Annotated in this window: 16 protein-coding genes; 14 read left to right on the top strand and 2 right to left on the bottom strand. The window is 39.5% G+C overall.

Going from position 1 to position 16,327, the window contains the following annotated elements; genetic code table 11:
- The first annotated feature begins 79 nt into the window (after window positions 1-79).
- The 3 genes from ACE1B6_RS05795 (at window position 80) to ACE1B6_RS05785 (ending at window position 2,310) form a co-directional block, all read left to right on the top strand.
- The gene (locus ACE1B6_RS05795; RefSeq protein ID WP_413256298.1) at window positions 80-283 is read left to right on the top strand and encodes a ChaB family protein; all 204 of its coding nucleotides are present in this window, start codon (window positions 80-82) and stop codon (window positions 281-283) included.
- A gap of 42 nt (window positions 284-325) precedes the next feature.
- Complete coding sequence (locus ACE1B6_RS05790; protein ID WP_413256297.1) at window positions 326-1,645, top strand: aromatic ring-hydroxylating dioxygenase subunit alpha; 1,320 nt, start codon at window positions 326-328, stop codon at window positions 1,643-1,645.
- A gap of 74 nt (window positions 1,646-1,719) precedes the next feature.
- Window positions 1,720-2,310: a Uma2 family endonuclease gene (locus ACE1B6_RS05785; protein ID WP_413256296.1), complete on the top strand. Its 591-nt coding sequence runs from the start codon at window positions 1,720-1,722 to the stop codon at window positions 2,308-2,310.
- On the opposite strand, the gene ACE1B6_RS05780 is transcribed toward ACE1B6_RS05785, so the two are convergent.
- Entirely contained in the window at window positions 2,311-3,798 is a 1,488-nt protein-coding gene (locus ACE1B6_RS05780) for a sensor histidine kinase (RefSeq protein ID WP_413256295.1), read from the bottom strand.
- Window positions 3,795-4,478, bottom strand: coding sequence for a response regulator transcription factor (locus tag ACE1B6_RS05775; RefSeq protein WP_413256294.1), 684 nt, complete (start codon window positions 4,476-4,478; stop codon window positions 3,795-3,797). The genes ACE1B6_RS05780 and ACE1B6_RS05775 overlap by 4 nt, the downstream gene beginning before the upstream one ends.
- Before the next feature lie 132 nt (window positions 4,479-4,610).
- On the opposite strand from ACE1B6_RS05775, the gene ACE1B6_RS05770 reads away from it, so the two are divergent.
- The 11 genes from ACE1B6_RS05770 (at window position 4,611) to ACE1B6_RS05720 (ending at window position 16,297) form a co-directional block, all read left to right on the top strand.
- Window positions 4,611-5,060 (top strand): Spy/CpxP family protein refolding chaperone, encoded by a 450-nt coding sequence (locus ACE1B6_RS05770; RefSeq protein ID WP_413256293.1) that lies wholly within the window; start codon window positions 4,611-4,613, stop codon window positions 5,058-5,060.
- Between the two features lie 96 nt (window positions 5,061-5,156).
- On the top strand, window positions 5,157-5,402 hold the full coding sequence (locus ACE1B6_RS05765; RefSeq protein WP_413256292.1) for a PqqD family protein: 246 nt from the start codon (window positions 5,157-5,159) through the stop codon (window positions 5,400-5,402).
- Window positions 5,402-6,439, top strand: coding sequence for an ATP-grasp domain-containing protein (locus tag ACE1B6_RS05760; RefSeq protein WP_413256291.1), 1,038 nt, complete (start codon window positions 5,402-5,404; stop codon window positions 6,437-6,439). The genes ACE1B6_RS05765 and ACE1B6_RS05760 overlap by 1 nt, the downstream gene beginning before the upstream one ends.
- A gap of 1 nt (window position 6,440) precedes the next feature.
- A complete protein-coding gene (locus tag ACE1B6_RS05755) occupies window positions 6,441-7,976 on the top strand; it encodes an alanine racemase (protein ID WP_413256290.1) in 1,536 nt (511 codons plus the stop codon).
- A 191-nt stretch (window positions 7,977-8,167) separates the two neighbouring features.
- Window positions 8,168-10,318, top strand: a complete 2,151-nt coding sequence (locus ACE1B6_RS05750) for an urea transporter (protein ID WP_413256289.1) — start codon at window positions 8,168-8,170, stop codon at window positions 10,316-10,318.
- A 197-nt stretch (window positions 10,319-10,515) separates the two neighbouring features.
- Window positions 10,516-11,208 (top strand): hypothetical protein, encoded by a 693-nt coding sequence (locus ACE1B6_RS05745; protein WP_413256288.1) that lies wholly within the window; start codon window positions 10,516-10,518, stop codon window positions 11,206-11,208.
- A 159-nt stretch (window positions 11,209-11,367) separates the two neighbouring features.
- Window positions 11,368-12,729 (top strand): ribosome biogenesis GTPase Der, encoded by a 1,362-nt coding sequence (gene der, locus ACE1B6_RS05740; RefSeq protein ID WP_413256287.1) that lies wholly within the window; start codon window positions 11,368-11,370, stop codon window positions 12,727-12,729.
- A 331-nt stretch (window positions 12,730-13,060) separates the two neighbouring features.
- Window positions 13,061-14,005 carry an energy-coupling factor transporter transmembrane component T family protein gene (locus ACE1B6_RS05735; protein WP_413256286.1) on the top strand — a complete coding sequence of 315 codons (945 nt, stop codon included), beginning with the start codon at window positions 13,061-13,063 and terminating at the stop codon, window positions 14,003-14,005.
- Window positions 14,006-14,308: 303 nt separating this feature from the next.
- Window positions 14,309-14,578: a transcriptional coactivator PipX gene (gene pipX, locus ACE1B6_RS05730; RefSeq protein WP_413256285.1), complete on the top strand. Its 270-nt coding sequence runs from the start codon at window positions 14,309-14,311 to the stop codon at window positions 14,576-14,578.
- Window positions 14,575-15,258 carry a YggS family pyridoxal phosphate-dependent enzyme gene (locus tag ACE1B6_RS05725; protein WP_413256284.1) on the top strand — a complete coding sequence of 228 codons (684 nt, stop codon included), beginning with the start codon at window positions 14,575-14,577 and terminating at the stop codon, window positions 15,256-15,258. Before pipX ends, ACE1B6_RS05725 begins: the two co-directional genes overlap by 4 nt.
- 409 nt (window positions 15,259-15,667) lie before the next feature.
- Window positions 15,668-16,297 (top strand): cell division protein SepF, encoded by a 630-nt coding sequence (locus tag ACE1B6_RS05720; RefSeq protein WP_413256283.1) that lies wholly within the window; start codon window positions 15,668-15,670, stop codon window positions 16,295-16,297.
- Window positions 16,298-16,327: the final 30 nt, after the last annotated feature.

Below are 16,327 nucleotides of genomic sequence, written 5' to 3'. Positions count from 1 at the left end.
CTACAAAAATCAATCTTAAGACTCATGAACTTTCGCCGATCTCACGGCAATCTGAGATAAAGATTTTTGGTATAATTTTATGCCCTACCAACAAATTAATGATTTACCAGACTCAGTAAAACATCATTTACCTAAACAAGCCCAAGAGATTTTTTTAGCCGCATTTAATAGTGCTACCGAAGAATACGACGAAGAAGAAACCGCTTTTAAAGTTGCTTGGAGTGCCGTGAAACATAAGTATGAAAAAGGCGAAGATGGTAATTGGCATAAAAAATCGGAATAGTCAGGTTATACTGAAAAAACCGGGTTTATAGTTAGTTGCCAAATGACATCAGAATTCAACTTTTTTCAACACTGGTATCCGCTTTCACCAATTGAAGACCTCGACCCAACTCAACCAAAATCGGTAACTATTTTAGGATTACGTTTGGTAATTTGGAAACCTAAATTATCAGATAGTTACCGTGTCTTTTTAGACCAATGTCCCCATCGTTTAGCCCCATTAAGTGAGGGGAAAATAGACGAAAAAACAGGTAATTTAATGTGCAGTTATCACGGTTGGCAATTTGATTATAGCGGAATTTGTACCCGGATTCCTCAAGCAGAAAATCCTAATTTATTAACTGAAAAAGCCAAAAATCTCTGTGCAGTAGCCCTACCAACTCGACAGGAACAGGATTTATTATGGGTATGGCCTGATGTAAATTCGGCTGCATTAGCTGCATCAGTTCCCTTACCTTTATCGCCGCAAGTAGATGCAAGTAAAGGATTTTTTTGGTCTTCATTTGTACGGGATTTGGAGTATGATTGGCAGACACTAGTTGAGAATGTTTGCGACCCCAGTCACGTTCCTTTTGCCCATCATGGAATACAGGGAAATCGCGAGAAAGCTAGACCGATGCCGATTACAATTGGCGAGTCAACTCCTAACTTAATTACTGCTATAACTAGCATGGGTTCGATTACTTTTGAACCACCTTGTAGGTTAGAGTATGCACTTAAATTTGGTGAAACAAAGCAAGTTGGTTTAGTTACTTATTGTATCCCGACCACTCCTGGTAAATCGAGAATAGTTGCTCAGTTTCCCCGGAATTTTGCTAAAACTTTTTTTAAATTAACGCCTCGGTGGTGGGATCATATTAAAAACCGCAATGCTGTATTAGATGGAGATATGATTTTACTCCAACAGCAAGAGTATTTTTTGCAACAAAAACAACAAAAAGAAGCTTGGCAAACTGCTTATAAAATGCCGACAAGTGCCGATCGCTTAGTAATCGAATTTCGCAGATGGTTTGATAAGTATGCCGCAGGAAAATTACCTTGGGATGAAGTAGGAATTGCTGTTAAAGAAACATCGGAAATTTTTGGCGATCGGCAATTTGTGCTCGATCGATATAAACAGCATACACAGCATTGTCAAAGCTGTCGAACCGCACTTGCAAAAGTGAAACTTATGCAAAGTTTACTATTAGGATATGTAGCGGTTAGCGTTCCTGTAGTAGCGGTATTACCAGATGCAGTTAGAATCAAGTTTGGGTTGCCTTTGATAGTGCTAGTTTTATTGAGTTTAGGGATTTATAGTTGGCTAAAATTTTGGTTAGAACCGAAATTTTACTTTGTTGATTATGTACACGCAAAAAGGTAATGATGATTAATCAAATGGTATAATTGATGATATAAAATCAGATCGACTATACCAAAAATATAAGGAGGTTGACTATGGTAGCTACTCCTGAACCTAAATACATGACTCCCCAAGAATATTTAGATTGGGAAGAACAACAACCAATTAAATACGAATACATCAACGGCGAAGTGTATGCCATGACTGGGGGTACACTTGCTCATGCTACGATTGCCGCTAATCTATTTTACCAGTTGAAAAATCATCTGCGAGGAGGTTCTTGCCGTCCCTTCGTCTTTGAAGCCAAACTTGGTGTATCGGAAAATGGCCCTTTTCACTATCCTGATGTGATAGTAACTTGCGACGAAAGAGACAAAAATGCGAAGAAAGTTATCTATCATCCTTCGATAATTGTTGAAGTTCTTTCTCCGAGTACGGAAAGTTTTGACCGAGGTAAAAAATTCCAACAATATCGCCGCATTTCCACATTCAAAGAATACGTTTTAATCAGTGCAGAACAGATAACTGTGGAAGTTTTTCGCTTAAACGATCGAGGAATTTGGGAACTTTATACTTATGTGGAAGGAGAAGAGATTTATTTAAGTAGCGTTGATTTTCGTTGTGCGATCGAACTTTTGTATGAAGATGTTTTGTTAGAAACTGAGGAAGAAGAAACAGGTAAGTAGTTATTCAGCAAATGGCAAGGAAAATGATATTGTAGGTAAGATTAAGGTAAAGGCAGTTTGACCACTGAGAGTAGGATCTAATTTTAAATTACCTCGGTGAGCTAAAGCAATTTCTCGTGCTAAACTTAGTCCTAATCCTACTCCTTCAATTTTGCGATTATGAGTTAGATTACCGCGATGGAATCGGTTAAAAATTTGCTCTCGTTCCTTCTGAGAAATATCCTGGGAACTATTAGTAACGGTGACAAATAAATTATTAGCTTTGTATCCAGCTTCGAGTTTGATCCAACCAGATGGTAAATTGTATTTAATCGCATTACTAATGAGGTTTTGTAAGACTTGAATTAGTAAATCTCGATCGCCTTTTGTCCGCAAATCTGGCAGAATCTTTGTTTCTACTTGCAAATGCGGTGCTAGCATTTCGATATCTTCGGCTAAATCTGCTAATATTGGCGATAAATTCACTTCTACTAAATGCAAACGCATTTGTCCGGTATCAGCAAGGGAGAGTAACAAAAGTTTGCGGACGATCGCACTTAAATGATGAACTTCGGCAATTAAATTACTCAAAGTTTGTTGCATTTCCGAACCAGAATCTGCTTTTTGCAATGCTAATTCTAACTCTCCTTGCAAAATTGCTAATGGGGTTTTTAATTCGTGAGCAGCATCAGCACTAAAGCGGGATGCTTGATAGAAACTGCGTTCTAAACGTTCCATCATTTGATTAAAAACTTGTAGCATTTCGACAAATTCAACATCTACTTCTGCAACTGAAATCCGCCGATCTAAACCTTTAGCAGTAACACCACAAATAGTAGCAGTAACTTGGCGAATTGGTAATAAGGCGCTACCCGATAACCACCAAGCTGCTAATGCTACAAATATGAGTAATAATGGCACAGCAATTAAGAAAATATTCCGAATTGAATTCATTTCTCGATCGATTTCGTTAAAACTAACTGCGATCGCAACTCGGTGATAGGGTGCTGTGACCATTCCAACTCGCCACGCTCCTCGATCGGTGCTTTTGGTCTGAATTGGCGAAATTTTTAGCGGAGGGCGATTAAAACCGCTTTCCGGTGGCGGTGGAGGAGGAAAATCAGGGGGAAGGGGATATTCCAATGGTCTTGGTGGTGGGAATGGCGGAGAATTGATTGGTTGAATTTCGGGTAAGCGCAACTGTTTGATATTGAGTTTATTGGGCCAATTTTCAGATTGATATAAACTTTTTCCTTGGCGATCGAGAATTAAAACGGCACTGTTAGTTGAAAAAGTAATGTTTTGGGGATATTCGCGAGATTCCCGATTTCTAATTCTGGGGGGTTTAGCTGCTTCTTGTAATAATCGACTTTTAATTTCCGTATCTAAGCGATCGACTTTAGTTTTGTAAATTAGCAACCAAGAAGCAATTCCAAAACCAATCAATGTGCTACCTGCTAATAATGCAGATACCGCAGCAATGCGAAGGCGAAAAGAGCGCAATTTCACGATTCTGACTCCGATTTCCGAAAACAATAACCAACTCCTCGCACGCTTTCAATCCAATCAGCACCACCGACACGCTCAATCTTTTTTCGTAATCTTTGAATACAGACATCAACTAAGTTAGTATTCGGGTTGAAATCATAACCCCAAACGTGCTCTAAAATTTGGGTGCGGGTAAATACTCTACCAGGAGATCGCATCAAATATTCGAGTAAATTAAATTCGCGAGTGGTTAATTCTACTAATTGGCGATCGCAAGTTACTTGTCTGGTAATCCGATCGAGTTTTAACGACCCAACACTTAATATATTTTGCCGTTCGCCAGACACGCGACGAATTACAGCATGAATCCGAGCAATCAATTCTTCGACAAAAAATGGCTTGGTAATATAATCATCTGCACCCAAATTTAAACCTTCTAAGCGATCGTCTAATTCATTACGAGCAGTTAATAAAATAACTGGAATATTCCGACCTGCTTTTCGCAAACTTTTTAATATTGCCAATCCATCTTTACCGGGTAACATAATATCTAAAATCAGTACATCGTACTCATTTTCCATTGCTCGCAGATAACCATCATTGCCATTATCGCAATAATCCACCACAAAACCTTGTTCCTTCAATCCAGCACAAACAAAGTTAGCAATTTTAGCTTCATCTTCCACAAATAAAACGTGCATAATTCGATCTATCAACTAATTTTACTACCAACACAGCACAACAAAAATTACAAAACTGTAATTCTCCTGTACGTTACTTTGTAATTTTCAGTTTGCTTAATAGAAACATGAGTGATTTCCAGGGTTAAGCAGATGAAGTTATTTCTCCTAAGTACAACTTTAATATTATTACCAATCACAACTAGCATTGCTTTGAGTAAACCTCCGTTGGCATCGATCGCTCAAGTGCCACCAAATCCAGTTTCAGCGCCTCCTGCACCCCCTTGGACTCAGGCAGTCAATCTCAGCGCCGAGCAAAAAGAGCGAATCGCGGCGATTCACAAACAAGCGAAACAAGAGGTTGACAAATTGCACCAAGAACTTTTCGCCGCAGATAATCAAATGCGATCGCTTTTAGAAAGCAATGCTTCGATCGAACAGTTGCGCCAACAGTATCAACAAATCCAACAGTTGCGCCAACAGCTTGCTAACACACATTTTGAAGCGATGTTAGCAGAACGCCAAGTGTTAACAAATGAGCAACTGACGCAAGTTTTGCGAATTTTACGCCAACAGCGATCGACCAACAATTCTCAAAAATAAATTACAAAATTGTAATCCAAGATGTAGCCAAATTGTAATTTTTGTTGAAGTTAATCGAATCATAGACACTGTAGAAACAATTATGAGGAGCAATAAATGGCAACATTTCAATCGCTAACTATTAATAAAGATGGATTTGTTTTTAACGCTAATACTGGTGAAAGTTACACTTTGAATTCTTGTGGACGGCTAGTATTACAACTATTAAAGCAAGGTCAAAACCGCGAAGAAATTGCCTTATTTATTTCCAAAGAATTCGGAATTACCATCAGTCAAGCAGAACGAGATATGGCAGACTTTTTCGCACAATTAAATGCACTTGGATTGACAGGGGGTAAGTGATGAAATCAGCGATAATTGGTGTTACTGGTATCAATGCGATCGATAATCCTGGCCCCGGTACTGGCGTGGCGCGTAGCTTGCGAGAAGATAATTTTCCCATGCAAATTGCAGGTTTAGCTTATGATGCTTTGGAACCTGGATTATATATGGATTGGTTGTTCGATCGCCGCTACATTATGCCTTATCCTTCAGCAGAACCAGAGGTTTTAATTGAGCGATTATCCCAGATTAAAGAACAGTTTGGATTAGATTGTATCATTCCTAATTTTGATGTGGAATTACCGCTTTATATCCGCTGTTCTAAAACTCTAGAAAATTTGGGAATCCGCACTTATTTACCGACAAAAGCGCAATTTGCTTTAAGAAATAAAGCCAATCTTGTAGAAGCAGCTAAGAATTGGGGAGTGAGTACACCGCAGACAATTACTGTTACTTCATTATCAGAATTATCAGATGCGATCGCAGAAATTGGCTTACCTTTAATGATTAAAGGGCCATACTACAAAGCTTACCGAGTCTCAACTCGTAATGAAGCGATCCAACGTTTTCATCAGTTAGCAGCTGAATGGGGATATCCAATTATTTTGCAAAAAATTGTTAGCGGTATCGAGTTAAATTTAGTCGGAGTTGGTAACGGTAAAGGTAATCATTTAGGTATGGTAGCGATTAAAAAAATGAGTGTTACCGACTTGGGAAAAATTTGGAGTGGTGTCACTATTTACCATCCCAATTTAATTAAAGCAGCGGAAGCATTTTTGCGCCATACCCAATGGAAAGGAGCTTTTGAATTAGAATGTATTGCTGCTGATGATGGCAGGATTTATCTAATAGAAATTAATCCGCGTTTTCCCGCTTGGACTTACTTTGCAACTGGTGTAGGAATTAACTTACCTTCGCGTTTAGTAAAAGCAGCATTGGGATTAAATTTACCACCTTTAAAAACCTATGCCGCAGGTAAATTATTCATGCGCTACACCTACGAAATTGTCACCGATGCAACTCCTTTGCAAGCTTTAGTAACTGTAGGAGAAAGATAAAATGCTACTCGAAAATTTTGATAATTCACAAGTGACAAATACAGGCCAAAATTCTCAGTCAAAACCAGGGAAAAGTTCCTCGAAAAATGTCTACCAATCGGGTAAAAAAATGAACTTAACAGCAACTAATACAAAAACTTCTGATGTATCGTCACCAAATATCCCTAGTCGTTATGAAAAACCTGCTATCTATAAATTGCACAGTGGATTAATGAATAAATTTGCGGGTGCGACTCCGCCTCAGCGACGAGTTAAAACCGAAATTGATGGGGTAGAAATAGCAGATTTAGTTGATAAATTCGGTTCGCCATTATTTGTATATTCAGAACGATCGCTACGGCGCAAATTTCGCACTATTCGCAATGTATTTACTACTCGCTATCCCGATGTAGTATTTGGTTGGTCTTACAAAACCAATTATTTAAAAGCGATTTGTGCGATTTTACATCAAGAAGGTGCGATCGCAGAATTAGTTTCCCAAATGGAATATGAAAAAGCAAAAGCGTTAGGTATTCCCGGACGTAAAATGATTTTCAATGGCCCGCATAAACCCTTAGCGACATTAGAAGCAGCGGTAAAAGATGGAGTCACAATTAACATCGATCATTGGGATGAAATTGAGGATTTAGAAGCGATCGCAACTCGTTTAAATAAAACAATTTCCGTAGGATTGCGACTAAATTTAGATGTAGGAATTCAACCTCGTTGGTCGCGTTTTGGCTTTAATTTAGAATCCGGTCAAGCGATAGAAGCCGTCCGCAGAATTAAGCAAGGAGGTAAGTTGCGCCTGACAGGATTACACAGTCACATTGGCACATTTATTATGGACCCAAATGCCTACAGTCGCCAAGTAGAAAAAATGGTGAAATTCGGCTATGAAATCGAAGATAAATACGGTTGGCGAATGGATTATATTGACATCGGTGGCGGTTTTCCTTCACGCAGTCAATTGAAAGGAACTTATCACTCAGTCGAAGTAATGTTACCCTCAATTGATGAATATGCCGACGCGATTTGTGATGCTTTATGGCATAACTTAAAACCGGGACATCAACCAACATTAATTATCGAATCTGGTCGCGCCGTAGTTGACGAAGCCGGAACATTAATTTCCACAATTTGGGCCAGTAAACGCTTACCAGATGGAACACCCGCTTATGTTGCAGATGCCGGAATAAATCTCTTATTTACTAACTTTTGGTATCGCTTCAATATTGCACTCGATCGCCAAATTTCAGGAATTTCTCAACCCTCAGTAATTTACGGCCCATTGTGCATGAATATTGACGTAATAGATGAAGCAATTTCCTTACCACCTTTATCGCGTGGCGATCGTCTAATTATCTCCCCAGTTGGTGCTTACAATAACACCCAATGGTTGCAATTCATCGAATACCGACCCAACATAGTTTTAATAACAGAAAAAGGCAACATCGAACTAATCCGTGAAGCCGAAGATCTAAGTGATTTAGAACGTCGAGAACACCTACCATCTTGGCTAGAGACTGGGGACTGGGGACTGGGGACTGGGGACTAGGAAAAGAGTTTGTTTTCGCCTTTCTGTTAAGAATCTAGCGTTCTAAATCAACTCTAAAAACCTTCTCTTCTCTTCTTCCTAATCTTCGTGTCCTTCGTGTCTTACGTGCTACGCACACGCTACGCGAACGTGGTTCAAAAAAAGATAAACCTAATTCACACAATAATATGTTGGAATTTAATTACAAATCAATGCTAATTCGACCGAAGCAAAATAAACCAAACTTGCTCACTAAAAATAACCAATTTCACACCCAAGTCGCCATTCAACAACATCCAATAAAGTGGCAATTTATTCGCTACCTCTTAAAAGCAATACCTGCCGCAACTGCCGAAATCTTATTTTTACGAGGAGTGACTATTGGCACAATTCTCCTAGCAGCAATGCTACTGCAACCTGGTGTTTTACTAATGGGATTAATCGGAGTTTTAGCAGCAGTAATTTTTGCTAAAATCGCCCAACTAGGACACACTTACCTCGACCAATCAGCCTTTTTATTTAATCCTTTACTCGCAGGTTTAAGCGTTGGCTATTTATTTCAACCTGCATTACCAGCAATGTTTTTATCTGGAATGGCTGGAATTTTAGCTTTTATTTTAACTTGGTCGATCGCACATATTTGGCGAACCTTTTTCTACTTACCAGTATTAAGTTTACCCTTCATTGCCGTTAGCTGGATTGTCCATTTAGCAGCTTATCGCTATGCAGGATTGCAACAGGCGATCGTTCCAGCTTATGTTTATGCGATCGGTTTACCAATCCCGATCGAAGGTTTCCTAAGAACATTAGGTTTAATCTTTTTTCTGCCGAATATTTGGGTGGGAATAGTAGTAGCAATATTAGTATTTTATAACTCACGAATTCAATTCTTACTAGCGATATCCAGCTATTTTTTAGGTACTTCTATTCGCGGCATATTGACCGGAACATTTGCTTATGTATATTACGATCCTTCGGCATTGAATTTTATTTTAGTAGCATTAGCGATCGGCGGATTTTATTTAATACCTTCGCCGCGAAGTTATACCTTAGCTGCTTTAGGAGTGAGTCTCACAGCAATTTTAAGTGAAGCGATTAGCGTTTTTTGGGCAGCAGTAGCCTTGCCAGTACACGCTTTACCTTATAATTTAGTAACCATGCTATTTTTGTATGTATTAGGATTAGCTGGAAATCGTTGGTTAGCCAGAAACCCCCAAGCTTCGCCAGAAAAAACTTTAGACTTAGAATTAACCGCTAAATTGCGTTATCAAAGTATTGGCAGAACGATCGCATTACCCTTTACTGGTGTTTGGAAAGTTTGGCAAGGAATTGATGGACAATGGACACATCAAGGAATTTGGCGTTATGCTTATGACTTTTTAATTGTAGACGATCGCGGACAAAGTTTTAGCAACAGCGGCTTACATTTAACTGATTATTATACATTTCAAAAACCCGTTTTATCTCCCGTTCGAGGTTGGGTAGTTCAAGTAGTCCGAGATTTACCAGATGGCGAAATTGGTGTTGTAGAGACAAATAATAATTGGGGAAACTATGTAATGTTATATGACGATCGCGGTTTTTACGTGGAAATTTCCCATTTTGCCCAAAATAGTATTGTAGTCGATCGAGGCGATCGAATTGAGCGAGGTAGTTTATTAGGACGTTGTGGTAATTCCGGTTATTCACCGCAACCACATATTCACATTCAAGCACAATTAACTCCTGAAATTGGTGCAGCTACAGTTCCGTTTAGTTTTGCGAATTTAATCGTAGATGGTGAATTTCATCCTGAGTTTACACCTGCTACCGATAGTATTTTAGAACCTGTGAGTATCGATCGCAATTTATCCCAAGCTTTTACTTTTCCTCTTGATACTCAACTCCACTTTAATTACCTGCAAAAAAGTCGAATTTGTAGCGAGTTATCCGCAACTGTAAAAATGGCTGCTAGCGGATCGTTTTATTTAGATTCTGGTAAAGCTAAATTATTTTTTAGCCGCCATGATGACGGATTTATATTTCATTATTTAGAAGGAGAAGATCCCCGATTAGCATTACTATTTTTAGCCATTCCCAAATTACCTTTAGCCCGTCGTCAAAGCGGACAACAATGGCAAGATTATCTACCAATTGGAATGGTAACAACAGGATGGCATCGAGTATTTTATCAGTTTGCTAGTTCGTTTAATTCCCAATTGGCATCAGCACATTATCTTGGTGAATGGAAATCGCCCGAAATGCTAACTGGTGTTATTACAATACCAGGAATTACCACTAAAATTTTGACTTCAGCTACTTTTACAGAAGATGGGCAAATTGTTGGGGTTGTTGTGGGCGATCGATCTTTAATCCGACAATAAAAATTCAGATCTCCGACTTCTTCAAGAAGTCGGAGATCTGTGTAGAGACAATAATTTTTGTGAATTTTTTACTGATTTTCAGCAAACTAAGTATTTATCTCTATGTTTCTAGGTTAAAAAAGTATTGTGCTACAAAGATCGTCACCTACACTACGTAATGCCCAAACTGATTTTTTAGGCTGAAAATAGGAGAAAATATGTTAATTCGCCAAAAATTATTAATTGCTACTGCCACATTAACACTATTGGGAACAGTAGCCATCACACCTGCACAAGCTTTCACCTTAAGCTTTCAATCAACCGATGGAAAAGTTACAGGTAATATAATTAGTCCAGATAGCGGGATTTCTATGTCTACTATCGGGATTTCTATGTCTACTATGTCAATCTTAGGACAAGGGTGGAGTTCTTTCGGTGGCTTTTATTCGTTTCCAAAGGTTCAAGTGGGAAACCAATGGCTTTTTAAATCACTAGATGGAGGGGGGTGGGGAAATGTAAAACTACTAACAACAAACTTCCCTGACTTATCTCTTCCTAGTGTAGAACCTGTGAATAATATGCCATCCGATCTTCCTCGTATTTCTCCTATTTTAGAGCGTAGTAACACAAACCCAATTGTAAGCTTTTTATGTCACTCTGATTCTAATTGTTTAGGTGATTTCGGTAGTATAACGCTAAATATGTCTTTCTTTGATTCGGGAAGGCAGCGTTTGTACTCTTGGGTTGGATATAGTGGGGAGATTCAAGTAACTGCATGGAACCCCACGGGCACTTCGATTCCGATCGCACCTACTCTGCCAACAAATTCAGTTCCCGAACCTTCATCAGCATTGACGATGTTACTATTAGGTTGCGGTTGGTTACTAAGGCAAAAGTTAGCAGTTGATTAATAATTTTTGGCGCACAAGCGCAACTATGTATTAACAAATTCAGATATTTTTGATTTTTTAATGTTTTTGGCGCACCAGCGCAACTACATAGTGTTAAATAGTGGCTAGAATAGTAAGGTTGAGGCTTCAACACTTTTACTGCCTTTTTGCTTTTTAATCATGCCATTGCCTGTAGTCGCTATTATCGGTCGCCCAAATGTGGGCAAATCAACCATTGTCAATCGTTTGGCAGGGGGAAAAGATGCTATTGTTCACGATCAACCAGGAGTAACACGCGATCGCACTTATCGACGTGCTTACTGGTGCGATCGCGAATTTACGGTTGTTGATACTGGTGGTTTAGTTTTTGACGACGACACCGAATTTTTACCTTTGATCCGCGAACAAGCAATGGCAGCATTAGCAGAAGCAAGCGCAGCTATATTTGTAGTAGATGGACAAACAGGGCCAACCGCAGGAGATGAAGAAATTGCGGAATGGTTACGCACCCAAAAAGTACCAATTTTGTTAGCAGTTAATAAATGCGAATCTCCCGATCAAGGTATTACTCAAGCTGTGCAATTTTGGGAATTAGGATTAGGAGAACCTTACCCAGTTTCCGGGATTCATGGTAACGGTACTGGGGAATTACTCGATCGATTAATTACCTACTTGCCACCAATTGACGAAGTAGACGAAACTGAAGAAATAAAAGTAGCAATTGTTGGTCGTCCCAATGTAGGAAAATCGAGTTTATTAAACGCCTTTGTGGGGGAAAGTCGGGCAATTGTCAGCCCAATTTCGGGAACTACTAGAGATGCGATCGACACCGTTATTCAACACAAAGACAAACAATTTCGGTTAATTGACACCGCCGGAATTCGCAAAAAGAAAAACGTCGAATATGGCCCCGAATTCTTCGGTATTAACCGGGCTTTCAAAGCTATCCGTCGCGCCGATGTTGTCCTATTAGTAATTGATGCTTTAGATGGCGTTACCGAACAAGACCAAAAATTAGCCGGACGTATTGAAGAAGAAGGTCGTGCCTGTGTAATTGTTGTCAATAAATGGGATGCTGTAGAAAAAGATTCCTACACCATTTACGATCATCAAGAAGACCTAAAATCGCGGTTGAATTTTATCGATTGGGCAGAGGGAATTTTTGTTAGTGCTCAAACCGGACAAAGAGTAGAAAAAATCCTCGATTTAGTAGAAGTCGCCGCCGCCGAACATAAACGTAGAGTATCCACTGCGGTAATTAATGAAGTAATCGAAGAAGCCTTAAGATGGCATAGTCCACCTGTTAGCCGTCAAGGTAAACAAGGCAAACTTTATTATGGTACACAAGTTGCCAGCGAACCGCCAACAATTGTCCTTTTCGTCAATTCTCCTGAGCGTTTTAATGATAACTATCGCCGCTATATTCAAAGCCAATTCCGCAAACAATTAGGCTTTAAAGGTACACCATTGCGGTTACTTTGGCGCGGTAAGAAATCACGAGAAATCGAAAGCGGAAGTAAAAATCGCGCAACCAGGGTTTAAATTTGTTCATGACTCTTGGTAAATAGTATTATATCTATTTACCAAACCGCAGAGACGCAGAGGACACAGAGAAGGAGGAGTTAACAATTCAAACATCTGTATTCATCTCTAGTAAAAAAGAGAACTCCCGCAAAAACAGATAACCTCAATATACCATCTGCGTTTATCTGCGTTCATCTGCTTTCATCTGCGTACTAAAAAAAGACTCTAGCAAAAACAGATAACCTCAATATAGCATCTGTGTTTATCTGTGTTCATCTGTGGATATCTGTGGTAAAAAAAGATTTAGGGCTTTTGCAAGAACTCTATTAACCAATAACCAAAGACAAACATGGATTTATTGAAAACACTACCGTTAGGACTCTATTTAGAACAGCCAGTTACTTGGTTACATAAACTCGATCCGAGAGTGAAACTTGCTTGGTTAATGAGTTTTTTGTTTACCCCAATTTTGGCAAATTCTCTGTTGCGAATTGGGTTGGTTTTACTATTAATTTTAATTACATTAACAGCCAGAATTCCTTTGCGGGTGTGGAAACAACAAATGGGTTGGTTGCTAATTTTAAGTACTTTGGTTTTTATTTTAAGTGCGATCGCCCCCGACGGACTAACAGTTAACCATCAACCCAGACTCCCTGACAATAGCTTAACTCCTATTACTCCCACCACTCCCCAACCAACAAACACAAACAATCAAACACCGCAAATTACCCAAGCTTGGGATTTTTCCGAATATAATTATATCCTCTTCAAAAGTGGGCCTTTTACCGTTAGTCGCAGGTCTTTAGAGTTAGCAATTCGCGTTAGTACTTTACTGTTTACCTTAATATATAGTACCAATCTGTTCTTGTTAACAACTGCACCGGAAGAAATTACCACCGGAATTGAAAGTTTAATGCAACCGTTGCGAAGATTTAATTGGCCTGTCACCGAAATTGCGCTAACATTAACTTTATCTTTGCGGTTTATTCCTTTGGTGTTAGAAGAGATTCAAAACTTAGTGCGATCGATCTGGACAAGAGCAATAAACTGGAAAAAGCTCGGTATTCGCAAAAGCATTAAAGTTTGGTTGATGGTAGCGGAAACATTATTACAAAACCTCTTATTACGCGCCGAACAAATTTCTAGCGCCATGAAAGTGCGCGGTTTTACTAGCCCAAATCAACATCAAGTGAAATGGCACCAGTTACGCTTTTTAAGAGTTGATTGGTTAGCAATGGCAGCTTTAGCGGTATTCTGGGGAATGCGAGTAATTTGGGGTAACGGCACAATGTAACCAATAAGTTGTAGCAAAGGACACAAAAAAATTAACTTCCCTAATTCTGGAAAAACAGCAATCAATTACTGTCATCATCAGACCATAATTGCTATAGAGTAATTAATAGGTAATAGAAATTACTACTTTGGATAGTCAGGGTAAAGATCCAGATAGTTTGGTGACAGATGTCAGTAAAAAGTTTATACTCCTTGTCAACAAAGGGATTGTTAATTTCTCCAATAGCTGAACTCACCCGGATTATCCTGCTATGTGAATTTTTTTAGCTGAAGCCATTATTAATCATCTCACTTTGAAGAATTGATGAGTACCGAGACTTACCTAAATCATCCGACATTTGGCCTACTTTACCGAGTTTGTGTATTGGAGGAAAATAAAGAGTTGTATACCACACTCTATGCCCAACGCCTATTTTTTTTAGTAACTACTTCTCCATCAGGACTTTCTTGCGAACCAATTAGCCGTTCTGACTCGCGGTTATTGGTAGAAAATCGCCTTAGAATGTTAAGGCGTGCAGGTCAAACTGAAGAATACGATAAGCTGATTTTGATTCACCAGCGCACTTTTCAATGACATCCTCTCACTTGTCTAATAATATTACCGATCGCATTGCTACCATTCGCCAACAACTACCAGAAACCGTTCGCTTAATTGCTGTTAGCAAACAGGTATCAGCAGAAGCAATTCGGGAAGCATACACAGCTGGCATTCGTGACTTTGGTGAAAGTCGCGTGCAAGAAGCCGCAGCCAAACAATCTCAACTGCAAGATTTACCGGATATCACTTGGCACTTAATTGGGCATTTACAAACTAACAAGGCAAAAAAAGCCTTGGAACATTTTCCCTGGATTCACTCTTTAGACAGTTTGAAGTTAGCTCAAGCATTAAATCGTTTGGCAACCTCTTTGTCAACAAATCCTCAAGTTTTGCTCCAAGTAAAATTGCTACCCGACCCCAATAAGTATGGTTGGACAGTGGAGGAACTTTCCACCGATTTGCCAGCACTTAATGAGTGCCAAAACTTACAAATTAAAGGGTTAATGACGATCGCCCCCTTAGATTTAGGATCGGAAGAAATTTTGACGCTGTTTCAAAATACACGCTCCCTAGCGGCAAAAATTCAGCAGCAAAATTGGTCAAATATTACAATGGAACACTTGTCAATGGGAATGTCAGACGATTATCATTTAGCAGTCCAAGCAGGTGCAACAATGGTACGCTTAGGACGCACACTATTTGGCGAAAGGTCTTGAAGTTTTGCTGCCGGGGAAAGGGACAAAAATCCGGGGAACAAACACCAAATTGCTGTAAATGAAAGGAAAATTTTATTTTGGCAAATTCAGCATTGATTCTTCCCTTCCACCTGTAGAATTAAACCAAGCATTCGCTAATATATTTGCAGCGTCAAGACGTGATAAATAAAATAGGGTGCTTTTTCGGTTCAGTACCTTAGTTTAAATCGTCGAAGCGAACCTCAGCTAAATTGTCGGGTAGCCTTGACTAGCGCAGGTATACTCCCACCAGTGGAGTTGGGCGTAGCTTCACTATAAAACTCTTGCTCTCGAAGACAAATCTTCTCGAAGAGCAGTCAGCCTGAAATTGTGTAACAGTTGAAGTCTGGCATACGTCACTGAACTCTAGTTTCAATGGAGTAAAAAAACCGTGAATATCTTTGGCAAACTTAAGGATTTCGTAGGTCTGAATGAACCAGCAACTTACGAGTATGAAGAGTACGATGAGGTAGACGAAAGAGGTAATTACCAAAATACCTACCAAGAACAGAATGCTCAACCAACTACGGAGGAAGACCGTCGTCAACGTCGTCGGTTACGCGATCGCATGAGTGTAGTACCAGAAACCACAACCACAACCACAAACACAACTACAAATATTAGCTCAACAATGAATAACGTGATTGGAATGCCTGGAGTTACTAACGGTTTTTCCGAAGTATTAGTGATGGAACCTCGCACTTTTGAAGAAATGCCTCAAGCAATTCAAGCTTTGCGGGAACGGAAGTCAGTAGTATTAAACTTGACCATGATGGACCCCGACCAAGCACAAAGGGCGGTAGACTTTATTGCTGGCGGTACTTACGCGATCGATGGTCATCAAGAAAGAATTGGCGAAAGCATCTTCTTGTTTACTCCTAGCTGCGTCCAAGTTAGCACCCAATCTGGTGTAATTCATGAAGTACCATCTCAAAACCCACAAGCACGTTCTCCGCGGACAGGTACTCCTACACCAACTTGGACAAACACTACTGAACAACGTTTCATCCAGTCTCTTTAAGTAGATCGTAGGTAGTTAGTAGTGAGAAAG

Source organism: Floridaenema fluviatile BLCC-F154 (genome assembly GCF_041929135.1).
GTDB lineage: Bacteria > Cyanobacteriota > Cyanobacteriia > Cyanobacteriales > Aerosakkonemataceae > Floridanema > Floridanema fluviatile.
Note: the sequence above shows the minus strand (reverse complement) of the source record. Positions and strands in the feature narration are given on the sequence as shown.

Bases quoted from the DNA above. Each gene is read 5' to 3' on its own strand.
- ACE1B6_RS05795 (WP_413256298.1), top strand. From the start codon at position 80: ATGCCCTACCAACAAATTAATGATTTACCAGACTCAGTAAAACATCAT.
- ACE1B6_RS05790 (WP_413256297.1), top strand. From the start codon at position 326: ATGACATCAGAATTCAACTTTTTTCAACACTGGTATCCGCTTTCACCA.
- ACE1B6_RS05785 (WP_413256296.1), top strand. From the start codon at position 1,720: ATGGTAGCTACTCCTGAACCTAAATACATGACTCCCCAAGAATATTTA.
- ACE1B6_RS05775 (WP_413256294.1), bottom strand. From the start codon at position 4,478: ATGCACGTTTTATTTGTGGAAGATGAAGCTAAAATTGCTAACTTTGTT.
- ACE1B6_RS05770 (WP_413256293.1), top strand. From the start codon at position 4,611: ATGAAGTTATTTCTCCTAAGTACAACTTTAATATTATTACCAATCACA.
- ACE1B6_RS05765 (WP_413256292.1), top strand. From the start codon at position 5,157: ATGGCAACATTTCAATCGCTAACTATTAATAAAGATGGATTTGTTTTT.
- ACE1B6_RS05760 (WP_413256291.1), top strand. From the start codon at position 5,402: ATGAAATCAGCGATAATTGGTGTTACTGGTATCAATGCGATCGATAAT.
- ACE1B6_RS05755 (WP_413256290.1), top strand. From the start codon at position 6,441: ATGCTACTCGAAAATTTTGATAATTCACAAGTGACAAATACAGGCCAA.
- ACE1B6_RS05750 (WP_413256289.1), top strand. From the start codon at position 8,168: ATGCTAATTCGACCGAAGCAAAATAAACCAAACTTGCTCACTAAAAAT.
- ACE1B6_RS05745 (WP_413256288.1), top strand. From the start codon at position 10,516: ATGTTAATTCGCCAAAAATTATTAATTGCTACTGCCACATTAACACTA.
- der (WP_413256287.1), top strand. From the start codon at position 11,368: ATGCCATTGCCTGTAGTCGCTATTATCGGTCGCCCAAATGTGGGCAAA.
- ACE1B6_RS05735 (WP_413256286.1), top strand. From the start codon at position 13,061: ATGGATTTATTGAAAACACTACCGTTAGGACTCTATTTAGAACAGCCA.
- pipX (WP_413256285.1), top strand. From the start codon at position 14,309: ATGAGTACCGAGACTTACCTAAATCATCCGACATTTGGCCTACTTTAC.
- ACE1B6_RS05725 (WP_413256284.1), top strand. From the start codon at position 14,575: ATGACATCCTCTCACTTGTCTAATAATATTACCGATCGCATTGCTACC.